The 16,017-nt window shown below is 49.1% G+C and carries 15 protein-coding genes; 2 read left to right on the top strand and 13 right to left on the bottom strand.

Going from position 1 to position 16,017, the window contains the following annotated elements; translation table 11 throughout:
• Positions 1 to 62 precede the first annotated feature (62 nt).
• Positions 63 to 500 (bottom strand): division/cell wall cluster transcriptional repressor MraZ, encoded by a 438-nt coding sequence (gene mraZ, locus Q0R17_RS15720; RefSeq protein WP_293936515.1) that lies wholly within the window; start codon positions 498 to 500, stop codon positions 63 to 65.
• Positions 501 to 1,068: 568 nt separating this feature from the next.
• On the opposite strand from mraZ, the gene msrP reads away from it, so the two are divergent.
• Positions 1,069 to 1,992 (top strand): protein-methionine-sulfoxide reductase catalytic subunit MsrP, encoded by a 924-nt coding sequence (gene msrP / locus Q0R17_RS15715; RefSeq protein WP_293936513.1) that lies wholly within the window; start codon positions 1,069 to 1,071, stop codon positions 1,990 to 1,992.
• Positions 1,993 to 2,214: 222 nt separating this feature from the next.
• Here the strand turns inward: msrP and rpoH are convergent, their stop codons facing one another.
• The 5 genes from rpoH to ftsY form a co-directional block, all read right to left on the bottom strand.
• The gene (gene rpoH, locus Q0R17_RS15710; RefSeq protein ID WP_293936510.1) at positions 2,215 to 3,066 is read right to left on the bottom strand and encodes an RNA polymerase sigma factor RpoH; all 852 of its coding nucleotides are present in this window, start codon (positions 3,064 to 3,066) and stop codon (positions 2,215 to 2,217) included.
• A gap of 186 nt (positions 3,067 to 3,252) precedes the next feature.
• Positions 3,253 to 4,155 carry a permease-like cell division protein FtsX gene (gene ftsX, locus Q0R17_RS15705; protein WP_293936507.1) on the bottom strand — a complete coding sequence of 301 codons (903 nt, stop codon included), beginning with the start codon at positions 4,153 to 4,155 and terminating at the stop codon, positions 3,253 to 3,255.
• Between the two features lie 6 nt (positions 4,156 to 4,161).
• A complete protein-coding gene (gene ftsE, locus Q0R17_RS15700) occupies positions 4,162 to 4,815 on the bottom strand; it encodes a cell division ATP-binding protein FtsE (protein ID WP_293936504.1) in 654 nt (217 codons plus the stop codon).
• Positions 4,816 to 4,852: 37 nt separating this feature from the next.
• On the bottom strand, positions 4,853 to 5,380 hold the full coding sequence (locus Q0R17_RS15695) for a GNAT family N-acetyltransferase (RefSeq protein WP_293936501.1): 528 nt from the start codon (positions 5,378 to 5,380) through the stop codon (positions 4,853 to 4,855).
• Between the two features lie 53 nt (positions 5,381 to 5,433).
• Positions 5,434 to 6,678, bottom strand: coding sequence for a signal recognition particle-docking protein FtsY (gene ftsY, locus Q0R17_RS15690; RefSeq protein WP_293936499.1), 1,245 nt, complete (start codon positions 6,676 to 6,678; stop codon positions 5,434 to 5,436).
• Between the two features lie 141 nt (positions 6,679 to 6,819).
• Between ftsY and rsmD the strand changes: the two genes are divergently transcribed.
• Complete coding sequence (gene rsmD, locus Q0R17_RS15685; protein ID WP_293936497.1) at positions 6,820 to 7,374, top strand: 16S rRNA (guanine(966)-N(2))-methyltransferase RsmD; 555 nt, start codon at positions 6,820 to 6,822, stop codon at positions 7,372 to 7,374.
• Between the two features lie 255 nt (positions 7,375 to 7,629).
• On the opposite strand, the gene Q0R17_RS15680 is transcribed toward rsmD, so the two are convergent.
• The 7 genes from Q0R17_RS15680 to Q0R17_RS15650 form a co-directional block, all read right to left on the bottom strand.
• Positions 7,630 to 9,675 carry a bifunctional diguanylate cyclase/phosphodiesterase gene (locus Q0R17_RS15680; protein ID WP_293936494.1) on the bottom strand — a complete coding sequence of 682 codons (2,046 nt, stop codon included), beginning with the start codon at positions 9,673 to 9,675 and terminating at the stop codon, positions 7,630 to 7,632.
• On the bottom strand, positions 9,672 to 10,694 hold the full coding sequence (locus tag Q0R17_RS15675) for an HDOD domain-containing protein (RefSeq protein ID WP_293936491.1): 1,023 nt from the start codon (positions 10,692 to 10,694) through the stop codon (positions 9,672 to 9,674). Before Q0R17_RS15675 ends, Q0R17_RS15680 begins: the two co-directional genes overlap by 4 nt.
• 70 nt (positions 10,695 to 10,764) lie before the next feature.
• On the bottom strand, positions 10,765 to 11,814 hold the full coding sequence (locus Q0R17_RS15670) for a sulfate/molybdate ABC transporter ATP-binding protein (protein WP_293936489.1): 1,050 nt from the start codon (positions 11,812 to 11,814) through the stop codon (positions 10,765 to 10,767).
• A gap of 121 nt (positions 11,815 to 11,935) precedes the next feature.
• Positions 11,936 to 12,805: a sulfate ABC transporter permease subunit CysW gene (gene cysW, locus Q0R17_RS15665; RefSeq protein WP_293936486.1), complete on the bottom strand. Its 870-nt coding sequence runs from the start codon at positions 12,803 to 12,805 to the stop codon at positions 11,936 to 11,938.
• Positions 12,805 to 13,638 (bottom strand): sulfate ABC transporter permease subunit CysT, encoded by an 834-nt coding sequence (gene cysT / locus Q0R17_RS15660; RefSeq protein WP_293936483.1) that lies wholly within the window; start codon positions 13,636 to 13,638, stop codon positions 12,805 to 12,807. Before cysT ends, cysW begins: the two co-directional genes overlap by 1 nt.
• Before the next feature lie 242 nt (positions 13,639 to 13,880).
• A complete protein-coding gene (locus tag Q0R17_RS15655) occupies positions 13,881 to 14,882 on the bottom strand; it encodes a sulfate ABC transporter substrate-binding protein (protein WP_293936481.1) in 1,002 nt (333 codons plus the stop codon).
• A gap of 87 nt (positions 14,883 to 14,969) precedes the next feature.
• Complete coding sequence (locus Q0R17_RS15650) at positions 14,970 to 15,794, bottom strand: EAL domain-containing protein (RefSeq protein ID WP_293936478.1); 825 nt, start codon at positions 15,792 to 15,794, stop codon at positions 14,970 to 14,972.
• Between the last annotated feature and the right edge of the window lie 223 nt (positions 15,795 to 16,017).

Here is a 16,017-nt window from a genome sequence, read left to right as displayed (position 1 = left end):
TCAAAACACAAAGTCCTGCATAGCGTTGCTGAGAGCCTTATGGCCTCTGATACATATCTGTGTCAAAGCACAATGCCTTGCATTTGGTTCGCCAGATCGTCTGGATTGATCTCCATAACAGCCTGGATTTGGGCCGCCCAACGGGCTTCATCCCATAGCTCAAATTTATTACCCATGCCCACAAGGGCTACTTCCTTGTCTAAGCCAGCCAATTGGCGTAAACGAGGGGGAATTAAAATGCGCCCAGCGCTATCCGGTTCAATCTCTTCGGCATGGCCAACGATAAAACGGCGAATAGGCATCTGAGCGCCAGAAAGACGATTAAGCTGGTCACGTACTGGCAACCAATCAGGTTCTGGGTAAAGCAGCAAGCAGCCGGATGGTTCGGCAGTAATCACCAAACGATTAGCGCAGTGTGTCCCGAGCACGTCACGATGCCTGGCAGGGATTGCCAATCGTCCTTTGCTATCGAGATTTACTGAGGCTACGCCGCCAAACATGTATATTTATCCGTTTTGTAAGGATTAAAACAACACTTTTACCCACTTTTACCCACTACTTCCCACTATAGAGTAAAAAAAAAGAGCGCACAAGCGCCCGTTTTTTAATTGTTCTTTTGATACAATCACTTAGCGATAAAATACCCGATGTGCATTTTTCACTTGTTTTATCTTTTATAAGCAAGAGTTAAAGTTAAATACTTAAAGTAAAGCTTTAACATTTATATGCAATAGTGTGTATTTTTCACGCAATAATAATCATTACGAGTTATGACAGAAAAATTATTAAATATCTGTTTGTTAGGCTTGCTGGTCTATGCCCTTTGGAAGCGGATTAGCCCGTCAATGCGCACAGAAATAGACCGCAGCATGCGAATTGCCGCCATTGTTTTACTACTTGGGGCTGCTATTGCCTTGTTTTTGCACATGTATTGAAATGGATGCGCTGGGAGGGGAATAAAAGCAGGCTGATCTGGCCTACACAGATAATAGGGTGCAAAGTGTTATTTATTGGCACTACTGTCAGCCATAGTGCTTCTGCCCGACTAAAAGGTTTTAGGAGAACAGCATGCTCATTCGTCCTGTGGATCATATTTTAAGTTCTGAAATCACCCCTGAAGCGCTTTGGCTAAACCGCCGCCAACTGATGACCGGTGTGGCGGCCTTGGGCTTGGCGGCGGCTTTGCCAGCGCAAGCGGCGGGTGAGCTGGTTTATCGGGCTAGCCCTCTTTCGGTTAAAGACGATAAAAACAGCTTTGAGCAAATCACTCAATACAATAATTTCTATGAGTTTGGTACGGGTAAGGATGATCCTGCCCAAACTGCGGGCAAGTTAAAAACACGGCCATGGAATATCGTGATTGAAGGTGAGTGTGATAAGCCTCACACCTTTTCTATGGATGAGCTTTTAAAAATAGCCCCGCTGGAAGAGCGAATTTACCGCTTGCGCTGTGTAGAAGGCTGGTCGATGGTGATTCCATGGGTGGGTTTCCCACTTTCGGAGTTACTTAAGAGGGTGAGCCCCACTTCTAAAGCTAAATATGTTGAGTTTATCTCGCTAGCGGATAAAGAGCAGATGCCAGGCGTGCAACGATCTGTGTTGGATTGGCCTTATACCGAAGGCTTGCGGATTGATGAAGCGATGCATCCATTAACCATTATGGCGGTGGGTTTATATGGCAAAGTATTGCCTAATCAAAATGGCGCACCAATTCGCGTGGTGGTGCCGTGGAAATATGGCTTTAAAAGCGCTAAGTCCATTGTAAAAATCCGCTTGACTGAAAAACAACCACAAACCTCATGGAATAAAGCGGGGCCAAATGAATATGGCTTTTATTCCAATGTAAACCCAGAAGTAGACCACCCACGCTGGAGCCAAGCCACCGAGCGGCGAATTGGCGAATTCTTTAAACGCAAAACACTGATGTTTAATGGTTATGGCGAGCAGGTGGCGGGCATGTATAAGGGAATGGATTTGAAGAAGTTGTTTTAAAAGGTTGAGAATTTAAACCCAAATCTTGAACCACGGAGGAAAAGGAAAACACGGAGAGCCACGGAGAAGAACTGAAATGCAGTACAACCTCCTTTTCTGGTTTTCCTCCGTGTCCTCCGTGTCCTCCGTGTCCTCTGTGATCTCTGTGGTTCAAGATCTGGGTTTTATGTTTTATTCCAATATATGAAGGCATAAAAAAACGGAGCCGTTGGCTCCGTTTTTTTATGCTGGCAACAATGCCTGCTTCATTTTGCTGAGGGCTTTGGCCTCGATCTGGCGGATGCGCTCTGCTGAGACATTAAATTCTGCAGCTAAGTCATGCAGTGTTAAGGACGAGCCTTCGTCGGCCAGCCAGCGTGTTTCTACAATCCGGCGGCTGCGCTCGTCTAAGCTGGCCAGTGCCATTTGCAGGCCGCTTGTATGCAGCTTATCGGTAGCGCGCCGGGCGAGAGTGGCGTCTGGGGCGCTGTCGTGATCGGCAAGCCAATCAATGGGCGCGTAGCCTTCGTCATCGTTATCGTCCGAGATCAGCGAGATATCTTGGCCGCTCATCCGCGTTTCCATTTCTAGCACTTCTTCGCGTTTTACCCCTAAATCATCAGCGATTTTTTGCGCTTCTGAGGTAGTGAGTGCGGCAAAGCCTGGCTTCATGGAGCGCAGATTAAAGAATAATTTGCGTTGAGCCTTGGTGGTGGCAACGCGCACCAAGCGCCAGTTACGCAGCACATATTCGTGGATTTCAGCTTTAATCCAATGCACGGCAAAAGAAAACAAGCGTACGCCACGGCCTGGTTCAAAGCGTTTTACCGCTTTCATTAAGCCGATATTGCCTTCTTGGATAAGATCTGCCTGTGGCAGGCCATAGCCAGAATAGCCGCGCGCAATCGATACTACGACCCGCAGGTGGGACATTACCAACTGCTTGGCTGCCTCCAGATCATTCTCCTGGCGAAAGCGCTCAGCAAGGCTAATTTCCTCTTCCTGTGAGAGCATAGGCACCGTATTTACACGCTGGATATAACTCTCGATGCTGTCGCCGCCAGATAGAACGGGAAGTGTAAGTGCAGCTGCCATGTTTAAATCTCTCCTTGCAAAAACGCTCGTTGATTCTAGCACTCGTATCGTGAGAGTGCCAAAATATGACGAAGTTCATTTATTCAGTCAGTTGATTCAATCACATTATGGGGAGGTGAGGCACGGCAATTTTTCCTATCTGGACCATAGCGTAAATTAATAAGCCCGTGCTGTGCCTTGTGTTTTTTAGGTAAATTGCCGCAGATGTCGCCATACCGCAAGCCATGCTCCGATAAAAGTAAGCAGGGTGCATAGGCCACATACTATGGCGACTGTACTAAAGTCTGGTGACAATAAGCTAAATTTTTGCCCATAAGCGTTGGCTAAATCAAGCACCGCGGGGTTTAGGTGCGACAAAATGCCCGCCACAATTGCGCAAGCAAACAAGCCGCCTAGCAAACCTTGCACCATGGCAAAGTAGATAAATGGTCGACGAATAAAGGCATCGGTTGCGCCAATTAGCCGCGCCACCTCAATTTCTTCCTTGCGGGTTAAGATTTGCATTCGAATTGCATTGCCGGTAATCAGCGTTAGGGCCGTGGCAAGCAAAACCGCAATCACTTCAAATAGCGTTTGGCCTAAGGCGAGGAGCCTTTCTAGGCGATGCGCCCATGCCGAATCAAGCTGAACTTCATCCACGCCAGGACGGCTGAGCAAGTCTTTTTGCAAGGCTTCTAGGTTAGCGGCTTGGCCGTCTTTGCTGCTTAAAATAAAGGCATCAGGCAGTGGGTTTTCGCTTAAGCCTGCTAATAAATTGGCGGCTCCAGATGATGCCTGCATTTCTTTGAGTGCTTCGTCCTTGGAGATAAACCGGCTGCTGGCGATGCGCGGGTCTTTTTTTAACTGCTCAGCGAGCATGCTCAGGTCTTCTTTAGTGGCGGAATCGCGCATAAAGATCGAAATTTGCGGCTCAATATGAATTTGACTCGCTACGCTGGAAACGCTGCTAATAATCAGCCAGAGTGCCAAAGGCAGCGCGGCGGTAATGCCAATCACCAGTAGATTAAGTGCGCTTGAAAAAGGATGGCGAACTAATGCGCCTAAAGTGCGGGCCAGTGATTGGCCATGAAGTCTTAACCAGTGTTTCATATCGCCTCAGGCTGAAAATTGACCGTTTTTCAAACGTAAAATCCGGCGGCCATAATCTGCCATCAGGGTTTCATCGTGTGCAGAGATCACAATGGTGACGCCCACTTGGTGAAAGGATTTAAACAGCTCCAAAATATCGTGAGCGTAATCTCGATCTAAATTAGCGGTTGGCTCATCGGCCAGCAAAATGGCGGGGCGATGCACTACGGCACGGGCGATGCATAATCGCTGCTGCTCGCCACCTGATAGTGAAATGGGGTTGAGCTTTTCCTTACCGGTGAGGCCTACTTTATCGAGCGCGGCCAAAACACGGCGGCGGCCCTCTTTATGATTAAAGCCAATAATATCCAGTGGTAGGCTGACGTTATCTAATACCGTGCGATCAAACAGAATTTTATGGTCTTGAAATATCAATCCTAAATGGCGGCGGATATAGGGCAGGGAGCTGCGGTTCATCTTCGCCATATTTTGGCCATTGACGTTCACCACGCCACCACTGGGCTTTTCTATTCCTGCAATCAGCTTTAATAGCGTCGATTTACCTGCACCGGAATGGCCTGCTAAAAACACCAGCTCGCCGCTGGGAATCTCAAAGCTTAAATTCTTTACGGCATCAAAGCCGCCAGGATAGCGTTTACTGACTTGCTGGAACTGGATCATAAGAGGCCCTATTTCTCTGTAAAGGCACTGCATGCCCTTACATATGTTTGATATCTACCGCTTTTAGATGCTTCACCAGCACCTTGTTTTGGTACTGATTACCGCCAAACTCGAAATATGTTACACCATGCTGAACAAAACCTTGGTGTACATAAAAGGCAATGGCGCGGGTATTGTTGCTATTTACGCTGAGCCAATAGGCCTGCTGATTGAGATTACGTTCTACGTAGGCCAAGAGCTGCTTACCTATGCCTTGGCCGGTAAAGGTTTCTTGGATATAAAAAGTTTTTAGCTCGGCGCTAGGTAAATCTGCATTGCTAGTAGCCAAATCAAGCATGGCGTAGGCGATAAGATGGCACTTATTCTCCGCAATCAGCAGGCGATACTGTGGATTGTTGATCTGTGCGGCGAATTTTTCGGTGGTAAATTCACTCAGCACATAAGCCGAAATATCATGACGAACCCCATCCGTGGCATAGGTATGTAGCCATACCTGAATCGTTAGCGCGGCCAAGTTTTGCTTATCAGCAAGGCTGGCGGTGCGAAAGGAAATATGTGGATTCATGAGCAGATGATCAGTGATTTGTAGGGGCACGGCTTGCCGTGCCCTAGCCATGTTTAATCAAACAGCGCGTCTACATAGTCTTTGGCAATGAAGGGGCGCAAATCGTCGATGCTTTCACCCACGCCAACAAAGCGTAGTGGGATGGGGCGCTGCTTGGCAATCGCGGCGATAATCCCGCCCTTGGCTGTGCCGTCGAGCTTGGTCAGGATTAAACCGGTTAGGCCCAGTGCGTCGTCAAATGATTTCACTTGGCTCAGCGCGTTCTGGCCGTTATTGGCATCCAGCACCAGCATGATTTCGTGCGGGCCAGTTGGATCGGCTTTTTGTACCACGCGTTTTACTTTTTTGATTTCTTCCATCAAATGCAGCTGTGTGGGCAGGCGGCCAGCGGTGTCGACGATCACCACATCAATGCCACGTGCTTTAGCTGCGTTTACCGCATCAAAAGCCACCGCAGCAGAATCGCCGCCATCTTGGGCAATTACTTGCACGCCATTGCGCTCGCCCCATACCACCAACTGCTCACGTGCGGCAGCGCGGAAAGTATCGCCAGCGGCGAGTAAAACGCTGAGGCCTTGGCCTTGAAAATACTTGGCTAATTTGCCGATGCTGGTGGTTTTACCCGCACCATTTACGCCAGCTACCATCAGGATAAAGGGTTTATGCGTGCTAACATCCAGCGGTTTTTGCAGTGGGTTGATTAAATCAGTCAGGGAGCTTTGTAATGCGCCTTTCAGCTCACTACCATTTTTAAGCCCAGCAAGGCTTACACGGTTTCGTACATCATCCAACAAATGTTGTGTTGCATCGACGCCCATATCGGCGGTGAGCAGCACCGATTCCAGCTCTTCATACAGATCTTCATCGATCTGGCCACCACCAAATAGGCCCGCTAAGCTTTTACCCAGACGATCACGGGTTTTAGCTAAGCCCGCTTTTAGGCGCTCAGACCAAGAAAGCTTGGCTTGCGGTTGAGCCACCTCAATAATGGCCGCAGGAGCAGGAGCAGGAGCAGGAGCAGGAGCAGGAGCAGGAGCAGGAGCAGGAGCAGGAGCAGGAGCAGGAGCAACGGCTTCAGGCTCTTCGCTCTGAATGGGGGCTACGGCGGGCTCAGCAATCACGGTTTCAATAGCAATGGCTTCATGCTGCTGAATAAGCGTTGCAGTGGGGGCCGAGTCAGTTACAACTTCAGCCGCTTGATTTGTAGGTGCCGTGTCGATTTGGACGGGCTCTGCCACCAGAGGTGTTTCTGGTGTAACCGGTGCAACCGGCTTTTTTTTGCGAAAAAAACTGAACATGAGTTTGCGGGGATTCCGAAAGATGGCGGAAAATGCGGGCAGCCTGCCGAAAAAAGTCTGTTTTCTGCGAAAAACCTCTAAGTGGCTTATCGTATTAACAGGCTGCTGGGCTATTTAATTACAGATTGCTAGGATTTTAACATGGCCGCACAGTTCAAAAACCAGGTTCGTATTATTGGCGGTGACTATAAACGCCGTTTATTGAAGTTTCCTGACGCAGAAGGCCTACGCCCTACGCCGGATCGGGTGCGTGAAACGTTATTTAATTGGCTAGGCCAAGAGTGTACCAATCTGACTTGCTTAGATTTATTCTCTGGCAGCGGCGCACTGGGTTTTGAGGCCGCATCAAGGAATGCCAAGCGTGTAGTGATGGTAGAGCGGGATAAAAACGTGGCCGCTAGCCTAAAAGATAATCAAAATTTGCTTGGGGCTAGCAATATTGAGGTGATTTGGGGCGATGCGCTGCGCTTTTTAGATAGCACGGCGGAGCGGTTTGACGTGGTGTTTTTAGACCCACCCTTTGCATCAGATTTCTTAGCGCAAGTATTACCAAAACTCCTCCGAGTGCTTAATCCTGGCGCAGTAATCTATGCAGAAACCGCCAATTGGCCGGATAGAGAAGGCTGGGAAATCGTTAAAGAGGGCAAGGCTGGGCAGGTGAAATACGCCTTGTTGAAGCAAAGCTTAACGGTGTAAGCGGGTGAGATTCGTGGATTTTTTGCTAGCTAAATACTTAAATCTGCGGGTTTTACTCATGAGCAGCTTATAAGAAGCCATTCATAAAACAGCATCATTTAACGGCTGTTTTTCTCTGTGATCTAAGATCTGGCTTGCTTAATTTTAGCGAGCCAAGCTTAGGTGAGTTCTGATTTATTCAATTTCGTCATTCTTGTGCAGGCGGGAATCCAGTATTTACGCTGGATCGCCGATAAAGCATTCGGGGATGACGATTTAATCAGCGTTCTCTTGGCTATTTTCACTTTGTTGTTTTATCAGCAGCTGAGTAAAAGCGTCGGCATTCATGGGGCGGTAGCAATAATAGCCTTGGATTAAATTGCAGCCTAATTTAGAAAGATATTCGGCTTGGGCTTGGTTTTCTACTCCCTCGGCAATAAGCTTTAATCCTAGATTACTAGCGATATCGATAATGGAGCGCACAATTGCTGCGGAGTGTTGGTTATCTGGCAATCCTTTGACAAAGGATTGATCTATCTTTAAGTAATCAATGGGATAGTTTTGTAAATAAGCCAAATTGGAATAGCCGGTTCCAAAGTCGTCTAGGGCTAGGCTAAAGCCATTGCTATGCAATTGATTAAGTAAACCGGATTGCCCATTGCCCATTAATAAACTTTCTGTGAGTTCTAGCTCAACTAATTCGGCAGGTATTTTGTGATAAGTTAAAATGGCCGCAATTTCATCGGGCAACTGGGGTTTGAATTGTAAGGCGGATAAATTAACCGCCAGCCTGCCTAGCGAAAGCCCCGCTTTTTTCCATTCAGCAATTTGGCTAATTGCCTCATTGAGTACCCAGCTCCCAATGGCAACAATCAAGCCTGTTTCTTCGGCAAAAGGGATAAAATTAGAAGGGGGAATCATGCCTTTCTGTGGATGTTTCCAGCGAATTAAAGCCTCTGCGCCCATGATTTTTTTGCTAGGGAAATCAACCTGTGGTTGAAAATAAAGCTCAAATTGATTTAAGTCTAGTGCGTGATGTAGCTCTGCTTCTAGTTTGATTTTATCTAAGGAGCTACGATTCATTTCTGTGGAATAAAATAAATAGTTTTGATTGTTTTGTTTGGCGCGATGCATGGCCACGGTGGCATTGTTGATCAGTGTTTCTGCATCATATCCATCATCTGGATAAATAGTAATGCCAATATGGCTAAGTAAAACAATTTCTTGATTCTTTAGATAAAATGGTGCGGCAGTAGATTGTAAAATTCTGCGGGCTACTAGAATAGCGTCTTCTCTTTGCTCTATTTCAAATAAGGCAATATAAAATTCATCGCCGCTGAAGCGGGATACCACGTCCTCTTCACGCAGGGCAAGGCGGATGCGTTTTGCTAATTCAGCGAGTAAAACATCTGCTGAGGCGTGACCAAATGAATCATTAATGTTTTTGAAGCCATTAATATTAAAGCATAATAATGAGCCATGCTTTTGTTTGCGCTTTGCCTCTGATAATGATTGGGCGAGTAAAGAAAATAGCATGGCACGGTTGGGTAGGCTGGTGAGCGTATCGTAATATGCCAGCTGATGGATTTTAGCTTCGGTTTGGCGTTTTTCTGTGTGGTCAGAAAACACTGCAAAGTAATGGCTGACGGTGCCATGGTTTGTTTGTACTGCGCTAATGGTTAGCCATGCAGGGAAGGCTTCTCCATTGGCACGTTTATCCCATATTTCGCCTTCCCAATGCCCCATTGATTTAAGCGTGGATTCAATGGCTTTAGAGGTGTATTTATCTTTGCTATTTAAAAAGCTAGGCGTTGTGCCTTGTACTTCTTGCATACTGCGGCCGGTAATCTTTAAATAAGCATTGTTTACGCTCACAATAAGGCGATTATGATCGGTAATCACAATCGCTTCACGCGCATATTCAAAAATTCGGGTATAGAGCCGGCTGCGCTCTTCATTGGCCAGTTGGCTGCTGATATCACGTACATAAGCAATGAGCCGTGTGGGTAGGCCTACTTTATTGCGCACCAAGGTGAGGTGTAGATGCGCCCAGAAATTACTACCATCTTTTCGCCGCCGTTTGACATCCATTTCGGCATGACCATTGGCGATGACTTCATTAAAGCAGTCTTCTTCCCCTTGGCTTTCTACATCGGCATATAAAAGTAGAATATGTTTGCCTAAAACTTCATCTGCCAGATAGCCAAATAATAGCTCGGCTCCACGATTCCAGCCGGTGATATAGCTTTCCAAATCCATGGTAATGATCGACGCTTCAAGCGCCGCATAGATGCCGGATTCGCTATCAAGCTCGTTATTCATGTGGCAGATGCCAATAGTTTTCTAACCCATTGGCAGGCGTTGATTTCAGATTGCATCCACGTACTTGATTGGGTCTCGCTTAGCAAATTGCTGAGTGCTGCTTCATCACCGGCCTCCATTGCGGCAAGTGCTTTGATCGCATTGCCAAGCGGCCCTTCCCCAGCCAGTAAACCAGCACGCAGCTCGGGGCTGAGCGGGAGCGGGTCAAGAATCTCGTTTAAGGTTTGGCCAAATAGGCGATCGAGCAGGGAGAGCATGCCTGCCAGAAAGGCCACATCGGGTTTGATATTGGCTAGGGCGCTGCTACCCGCCCAGTTTTCTAGCCGTTTAGCACGCAGTGCCGCTAAAAGCAGCAGTGGGGGCGTGCCGCTGTCTGCGCCAAATTGCTCAGCGTAAAGTAAAAGCTGCAGCCAGCGCTGCAATTGCCGCCTACCTAAGATGGCGATGGCTTGGCGCAGGCTTTCTGCATGGGTGCTGCCGCCTACGGCTACAGAGTTAACCAATCTTAACAAGCTAAACACCAGCTGAGGTGCTTTGGCGATCACGGCCTCGATAGCGGGGGTATCGGCATCGCTGACAATTAATCCAAGTAGCTCTAATAAAACCGGCTTGCTGGGGTTTGGGCGACCATCGGGTTTTTGTGGCGCTAATAGCCAAGTGCCGGTTAACCAAACCTTAGGCGGGAGTTGGCTAGGCAGTGTTTGAATGCCTGCGATTAGCCCAGGGTCTTCGCTGGGGGCGGTGAGTAGCCTACGTGCTGTTTGGGGAAAAGGCAGAGCAAGCTCATTATTATTGAGCAATATCACAAAGGGATGCGGTTCGGCTAAATCAGCAGGAAACAAGCCATCGCAGCTTTCCCATAAGCAAGGTAGATTTGCTAGGATAGATTCAGCAAAAAGTGGGGCAAGGATGGCCAGTTGGGCTGGTTCTGCATGCAGCCTTAGGGCAATCCACTCGCGATCAGTATTCCAAACGGGTTCAAGTAGCATGATGAGCAGCGCAGCAAAATGACTCTTCACCCTAGCTCTGTCAGTAGCTATGGGCAAGGAGTCATTGCTTTGTCAGGCTATTAATGGGTTTGGGGGTAATTTAAGCCGCAGTTGGATAGACTTTTGCTTCTCTAGGAGTAAGAAAAACACTTTCCCCTGCCTGCCATTGTCCCTCTTGCTGACGCTCGCGGCTGATTTCTACTTCTACAATATCTGCATTAACGACGGCGACTTCCAGCCTTACCGTGGCCCCCAGTAAGCGCACATGGATGATTTTTCCTGTAATCGCGGATGGATTGGCCAGACGGGATAAATCAATTTCATGTGGGCGCACATAGACTGTCGCGGCGGAATTGGCGGCAGCGGGTGCTGCAAAACGTGCACCGCCTACTTCGGCCCAGCCCTCGTGAACGCGGCTATGGAATAAATTGACATCGCCTAAAAACTGGTAAACAAACGGTGATGCGGGGGTATCGTAGACCTGTTCTGGAGTGCCAATTTGCTCAATCTTGCCCTTGTTCATGACCACCACGCGATCGGCCACTTCCAGCGCTTCTTCCTGATCGTGCGTGACAAACACGCTGGTGATATGCATTTCATCGTGCAGGCGGCGTAACCAGCGGCGCAGCTCTTTTCTGACCTTGGTATCGAGCGCGCCAAAGGGCTCATCCAGTAGTAGCACTTTAGGCTCTACCGCCAGCGCACGGGCAAGGGCAATTCGCTGGCGTTGGCCACCGGATAATTGCGCCGGAAAGCGATCCGCCAGCCAATCCAGCTGCACCATATTAAGCAGAGCATGGACTTTTTCTTTGATCTCCGCTTCAGTGGGGCGGGTTTTCTTGGGGCGAACGCGCAGGCCAAAGGCGACATTTTCAAATACCGTCATATGCCGGAACAGCGCGTAGTGCTGGAAAACAAAGCCGACTTGCCGCTCCCTAACGTGGGTATCGGTGGCATCCTCACCATGAAATAAAATCTGTCCTTGGTCGGGCGTTTCTAAGCCGGCAATGACCCGCAGCAGCGTGGTTTTACCGCAACCCGAAGGCCCAAGCAGTGCCAGTAGCTCGCCCGATTGCACTTCTAAATTTAGATTATCCAGCGCAGTAAAAGCACCAAAGCGCTTGGCGATGTTTTTGACTTCGATACTCATATTGACTTGCCTTTTGATGTTGCGTAGCAAAACCCAAATCTTGAACCACAGAGGACGCGGAAAACACGGAGTGCCACAGAGAAAAGCTAAGGGTTATCTGGATGACTTCCGACTTCCTGAGTTACTCCTCAACCGCATGTCGTCGATCCGCGGCGGCTTGTTGCTCACCTCGCCATTCCACATAGCTTTTAGCCGCAAGCGTGAGCAGAGCTAAGAGTGCCAAGATCGATGCGCAAGCGAATGCGCCGACGAAGTTGTATTCGTTGTAAAGAATTTCTACGTGCAGCGGCACGGTATTGGTCATGCCGCGAATATGGCCGGATACCACCGATACCGCGCCAAACTCACCCATGGCACGGGCGTTGGCTAAAATCACACCGTAGAGCAATGCCCATTTAATCTTGGGTAGGGTGATGCGCCAAAACATTTGCCAGCTGGATGCGCCCAGCACAATGGCGGCTTGTTCTTCATCTGAGCCTTGAGCTTCCATCAGTGGGATCAGCTCACGGGCGACAAAGGGGAAGGTAACAAAAATGGTGGCCAACACAATGCCGGGTACGGCAAAAATAATGGTGTAATTGTGCTCAATCAGCCACGGCCCCCACCAGCCCTGCGCCCCAAACATCAGCACATAAATCAGCCCCGCCACTACTGGGGAGACAGAAAACGGCAGATCAATTAGGGTGGTTAAAAAGCTTTTGCCTTTAAAATCAAATTTGGCAATTGCCCACGCCGCCGCCACGCCAAAGATCAGATTGGCGGGTAGCGAAATAGCCGCCACGATCAGGGTTAATTTAATGGCCGACACCGCATCTGGCTCAATCAGCGCGGCCAGATACAGCCGCCAGCCTTGGCGAAAAGCTTCAATAAATACTGATGCCAACGGGATAAGCAAAAAAACCCCAATAAACAGCAGCGCAAGGCTAATCAGCACGCAGCGCACGGCACGGCTTTCTGTGGTGACGATAGAGCGTTGAATGGTTGAGGCCATTATTTAACTCTCCCTAAGCGCTTTGCCGTCCACCATTGCAGGCCATTAATCAGCAGTAGCATGGCAAAGGACACCACCAGCATCACTACGGCAATGGCGGTAGCGCCTAGATAATCGTATTGCTCTAGCTTGGAAATAATCATTAGCGGGGTGATTTCTGAAATAAAAGGCATATTGCCAGCGATAAAAATCACCGAGCCGTATTCGCCAATGGCGCGAGCAAACGCTAGTGCAAAGCCGGTGAGTAGCGCGGGCAAAATGGTTGGAAAAATCACTTTGTAAAAAATCTGCCAGCGGCTTGCGCCTAAGCTACAGGCGGCTTCTTCTAGCTCGTGTTCTAAATCTTGCAGCACCGGCTGCACCGTGCGCACTACAAAGGGCAGGGTGACAAAGGTGAGCGCAATCACGATGCCGATGGGGGTGAAGGCAATCTTTAAGCCAAATGGCTCAAGGTACTGGCCGATCCAGCCATTGGGGGCATAAATGGTGGCCAGCGCAATCCCCGCCACGGCGGTAGGCAGAGCAAAGGGGAGATCAACCAAGGCATCCACAAAACGCTTACCAAAAAACTGGTAGCGAACCAACACCCATGCCACTAATAAGCCGGTGACAAGGTTAATCAGCGCCGCTAGAAAAGACGCGCCAAAAGTCAGCTTGTAGGAGGCAACAACGCGCGGCTCGCTGATAATCTGCCAGAAATGCGGCCAGCTTAAGGCGCTGGTTTTGATCAAGAGGGCAGAGAGTGGCAATAGCACGATGATGGATAAATAAAACAGCGTGTAGCCAAGGCTTAAATTAAACCCTGGCAACACGCTTGGCTGTTTGAAGCGCATGGTGAATCCGATGGGGTGTTGTTAGTAGAGCTGCAGTAATGTCACCCAACATAAAACCTAAATCTCGAACCTCTTCGGTCCCAGAGAACACGGAGTTTCACGGAAAAAACCTTGCTTATATTTTTCTCCGTGTTCTCCTTTCCTCCGAGGTTAAAGGTTTGGGTTTTTGTGAGGGCAAGAACTTTTGCCTGCATGTACTTGATAGATAAGTGTCTACAGATCTTATTTTTGGCTGTTTGCTATCAGCGCTTAGCAATGCTTGCTGCGATCTGGTCGTAAATTGCGCCGTCTTCAAAGTGGGTTTTTTGGGCTTTTTGCCAGCCGCCGAATTCTTCGATGGCGAATAATTTAATCGCAGGGAATTGCTTGGCGTATTTGGCGGCGATGGCTTTGTCTCTTGGGCGTAGATAGTTTTGCGCGGCGATTTCTTGGCCTGCTGGGCTCCACAGGTATTTCAGATATTCCTCGGCCTGTTTGCGCGTGCCTTTTTTGTCCACCACTTTATCGACGATGGCGACCGGCGGCTCGGCTTCGATGGATACGCTTGGGTAAACCACTTCAAAATTGCCACGTCCAAATTCTTTGGCGATCATTTCGGCTTCGTTTTCAAAGGTGACTAGCACATCGCCAATCTGGCGCTGCATAAAGGTAGTCGTGGCCGCACGGCCGCCTGCATCTAGCACCGGCACATTTTTAAAGACGCTGGCCACAAATTCACGCGCTTTTGCATCGTTGCCGCCAGGCAGTTTTGCGGCATAGCCCCATGCCGCCAGATAGGTGTAGCGGCCATTGCCCGAGGTTTTAGGATTAGGCACGATCACGCCAACGCCCGCTTTAGTCAGGTCGTTCCAATCTTTAATGCCCTTAGGGTTGCCCTTACGAACGATCAACACCTGCAAGCTGGTAAAAGGGGCTGCATCGTCAGGCAGGCGTTTGGCCCAGTCGGCGGGGAGTAATTTAGCTTTGTCGGCGATGGCATCGATATCGTTATGCTGATTCATGGTGACCACATCGGCTTGTAAGCCATCGATCACTGAGCGCGCTTGCTTGCTAGAGCCGCCGTGCGACATCTGAATGGTGAGCTCTTCGCCCGATTTGGCTTTCCAGTATTTAGCAAAAGCGGGGTTGTAGTCCTTATAGAAATCACGCATTACATCGTAAGACACATTCAGTAAGGTGCTATCGGCAAAGGCGGGCAGGCTGGTACTTAGGGCAATGGCGGCGAGCAGAGACTTAAGACGCATGACGATTTCCTAGCGGTGTGTCAGATAGCGTCGATTTTTACCGGTTTTGTTAAGATGTACAAAGACTATTGAGTGTTATTTAAATAACTAAATGTGTTTGTTTAAATATCTGGGTTCCGCCAGAAAATAGCCTTGGAAGAAATCCGCACCGCTTTCTTTCGCGATGGCTAGTTGCGCGGCGCTTTCTATGCCTTCGATCACGACCTGACTATCCAGCCCATGTAGCATTTCAACGAGCTGGCTCAGTAATCGCTGCGCCTTACTATTGTTATCTGTGGCATGAATTAATACTTTATCCAGTTTTACAATATCTGGTGATAAGGAAAGCAGGCGGCAGAGATTGGCATTTTTCTGGCCGTAATCATCAATCGCAATCCGGTAACCACGCTGGCGGTAGTTTTGTACCGCATGGGTCAGATCGGTTTCTTGCGCGTCAGGAATGGCGGATTCAAGGATTTCCAGAACTACATCGGCAGGTTTTAAGCCCTGATCCTGCAAAATGCGCTCAAACGCTTCGCCGTGTTGTTTTTCAACGGCAATCAGTAGCTCTGGATGAACGTTAAGAAACAGCGTTTTGTCTTTTTGCGGCCCAGCTAAGTGGTTCATTAAATGCAGGCTACGGCATAGGCGATCGAAAGCCACCAAGCATTCGCCTCGGGTGGCGCTTTTAAAAACATCGGCAGGCGGCATGGCTTTGCGGCGGATGCTGGCGCGCAGCAGGCCTTCTTCGCCAATGATGGTTTGAGCATCTGCTGCAAAAATGGGCTGAAACACGCTGGTCAGCTCCAGCCCCAGTGCCTTTACCACAATGCCGCGCTCCTGAGTGCAGGCAAACTGGGCACTGGGCCAATCGGCTAGGGTATCTTCGGGCACATGTAAAGTGCCGCTGGCATGGTGGATTGGGACTGGCATATGGGCTCTTTTAAGGGGACTGATGCGTGCTAGGTGTTTGTTAAAAAGTGACTCTTGCCAGTTTTGAATCATCGTAGGGCGGGTGCAACCCGCGTTTTTTCAGCATGACTCGCGGGTTGCACCCCTGTTTTACGTGAGCAACAGGAAGCCAAGGTGGGCGCTTACGGCGTGCGCTGGTTTGCCGAACTCAGCGAAGCCTTGCAGGCCTGTGAAGGGGCGGCGT

Source organism: Iodobacter sp. (assembly GCF_025352645.1).
Lineage (GTDB): Bacteria > Pseudomonadota > Gammaproteobacteria > Burkholderiales > Chitinibacteraceae > Iodobacter.
The sequence above is the reverse complement of the archived record's forward strand: the minus strand, read 5'-3'. Positions and strand labels throughout refer to the sequence as shown.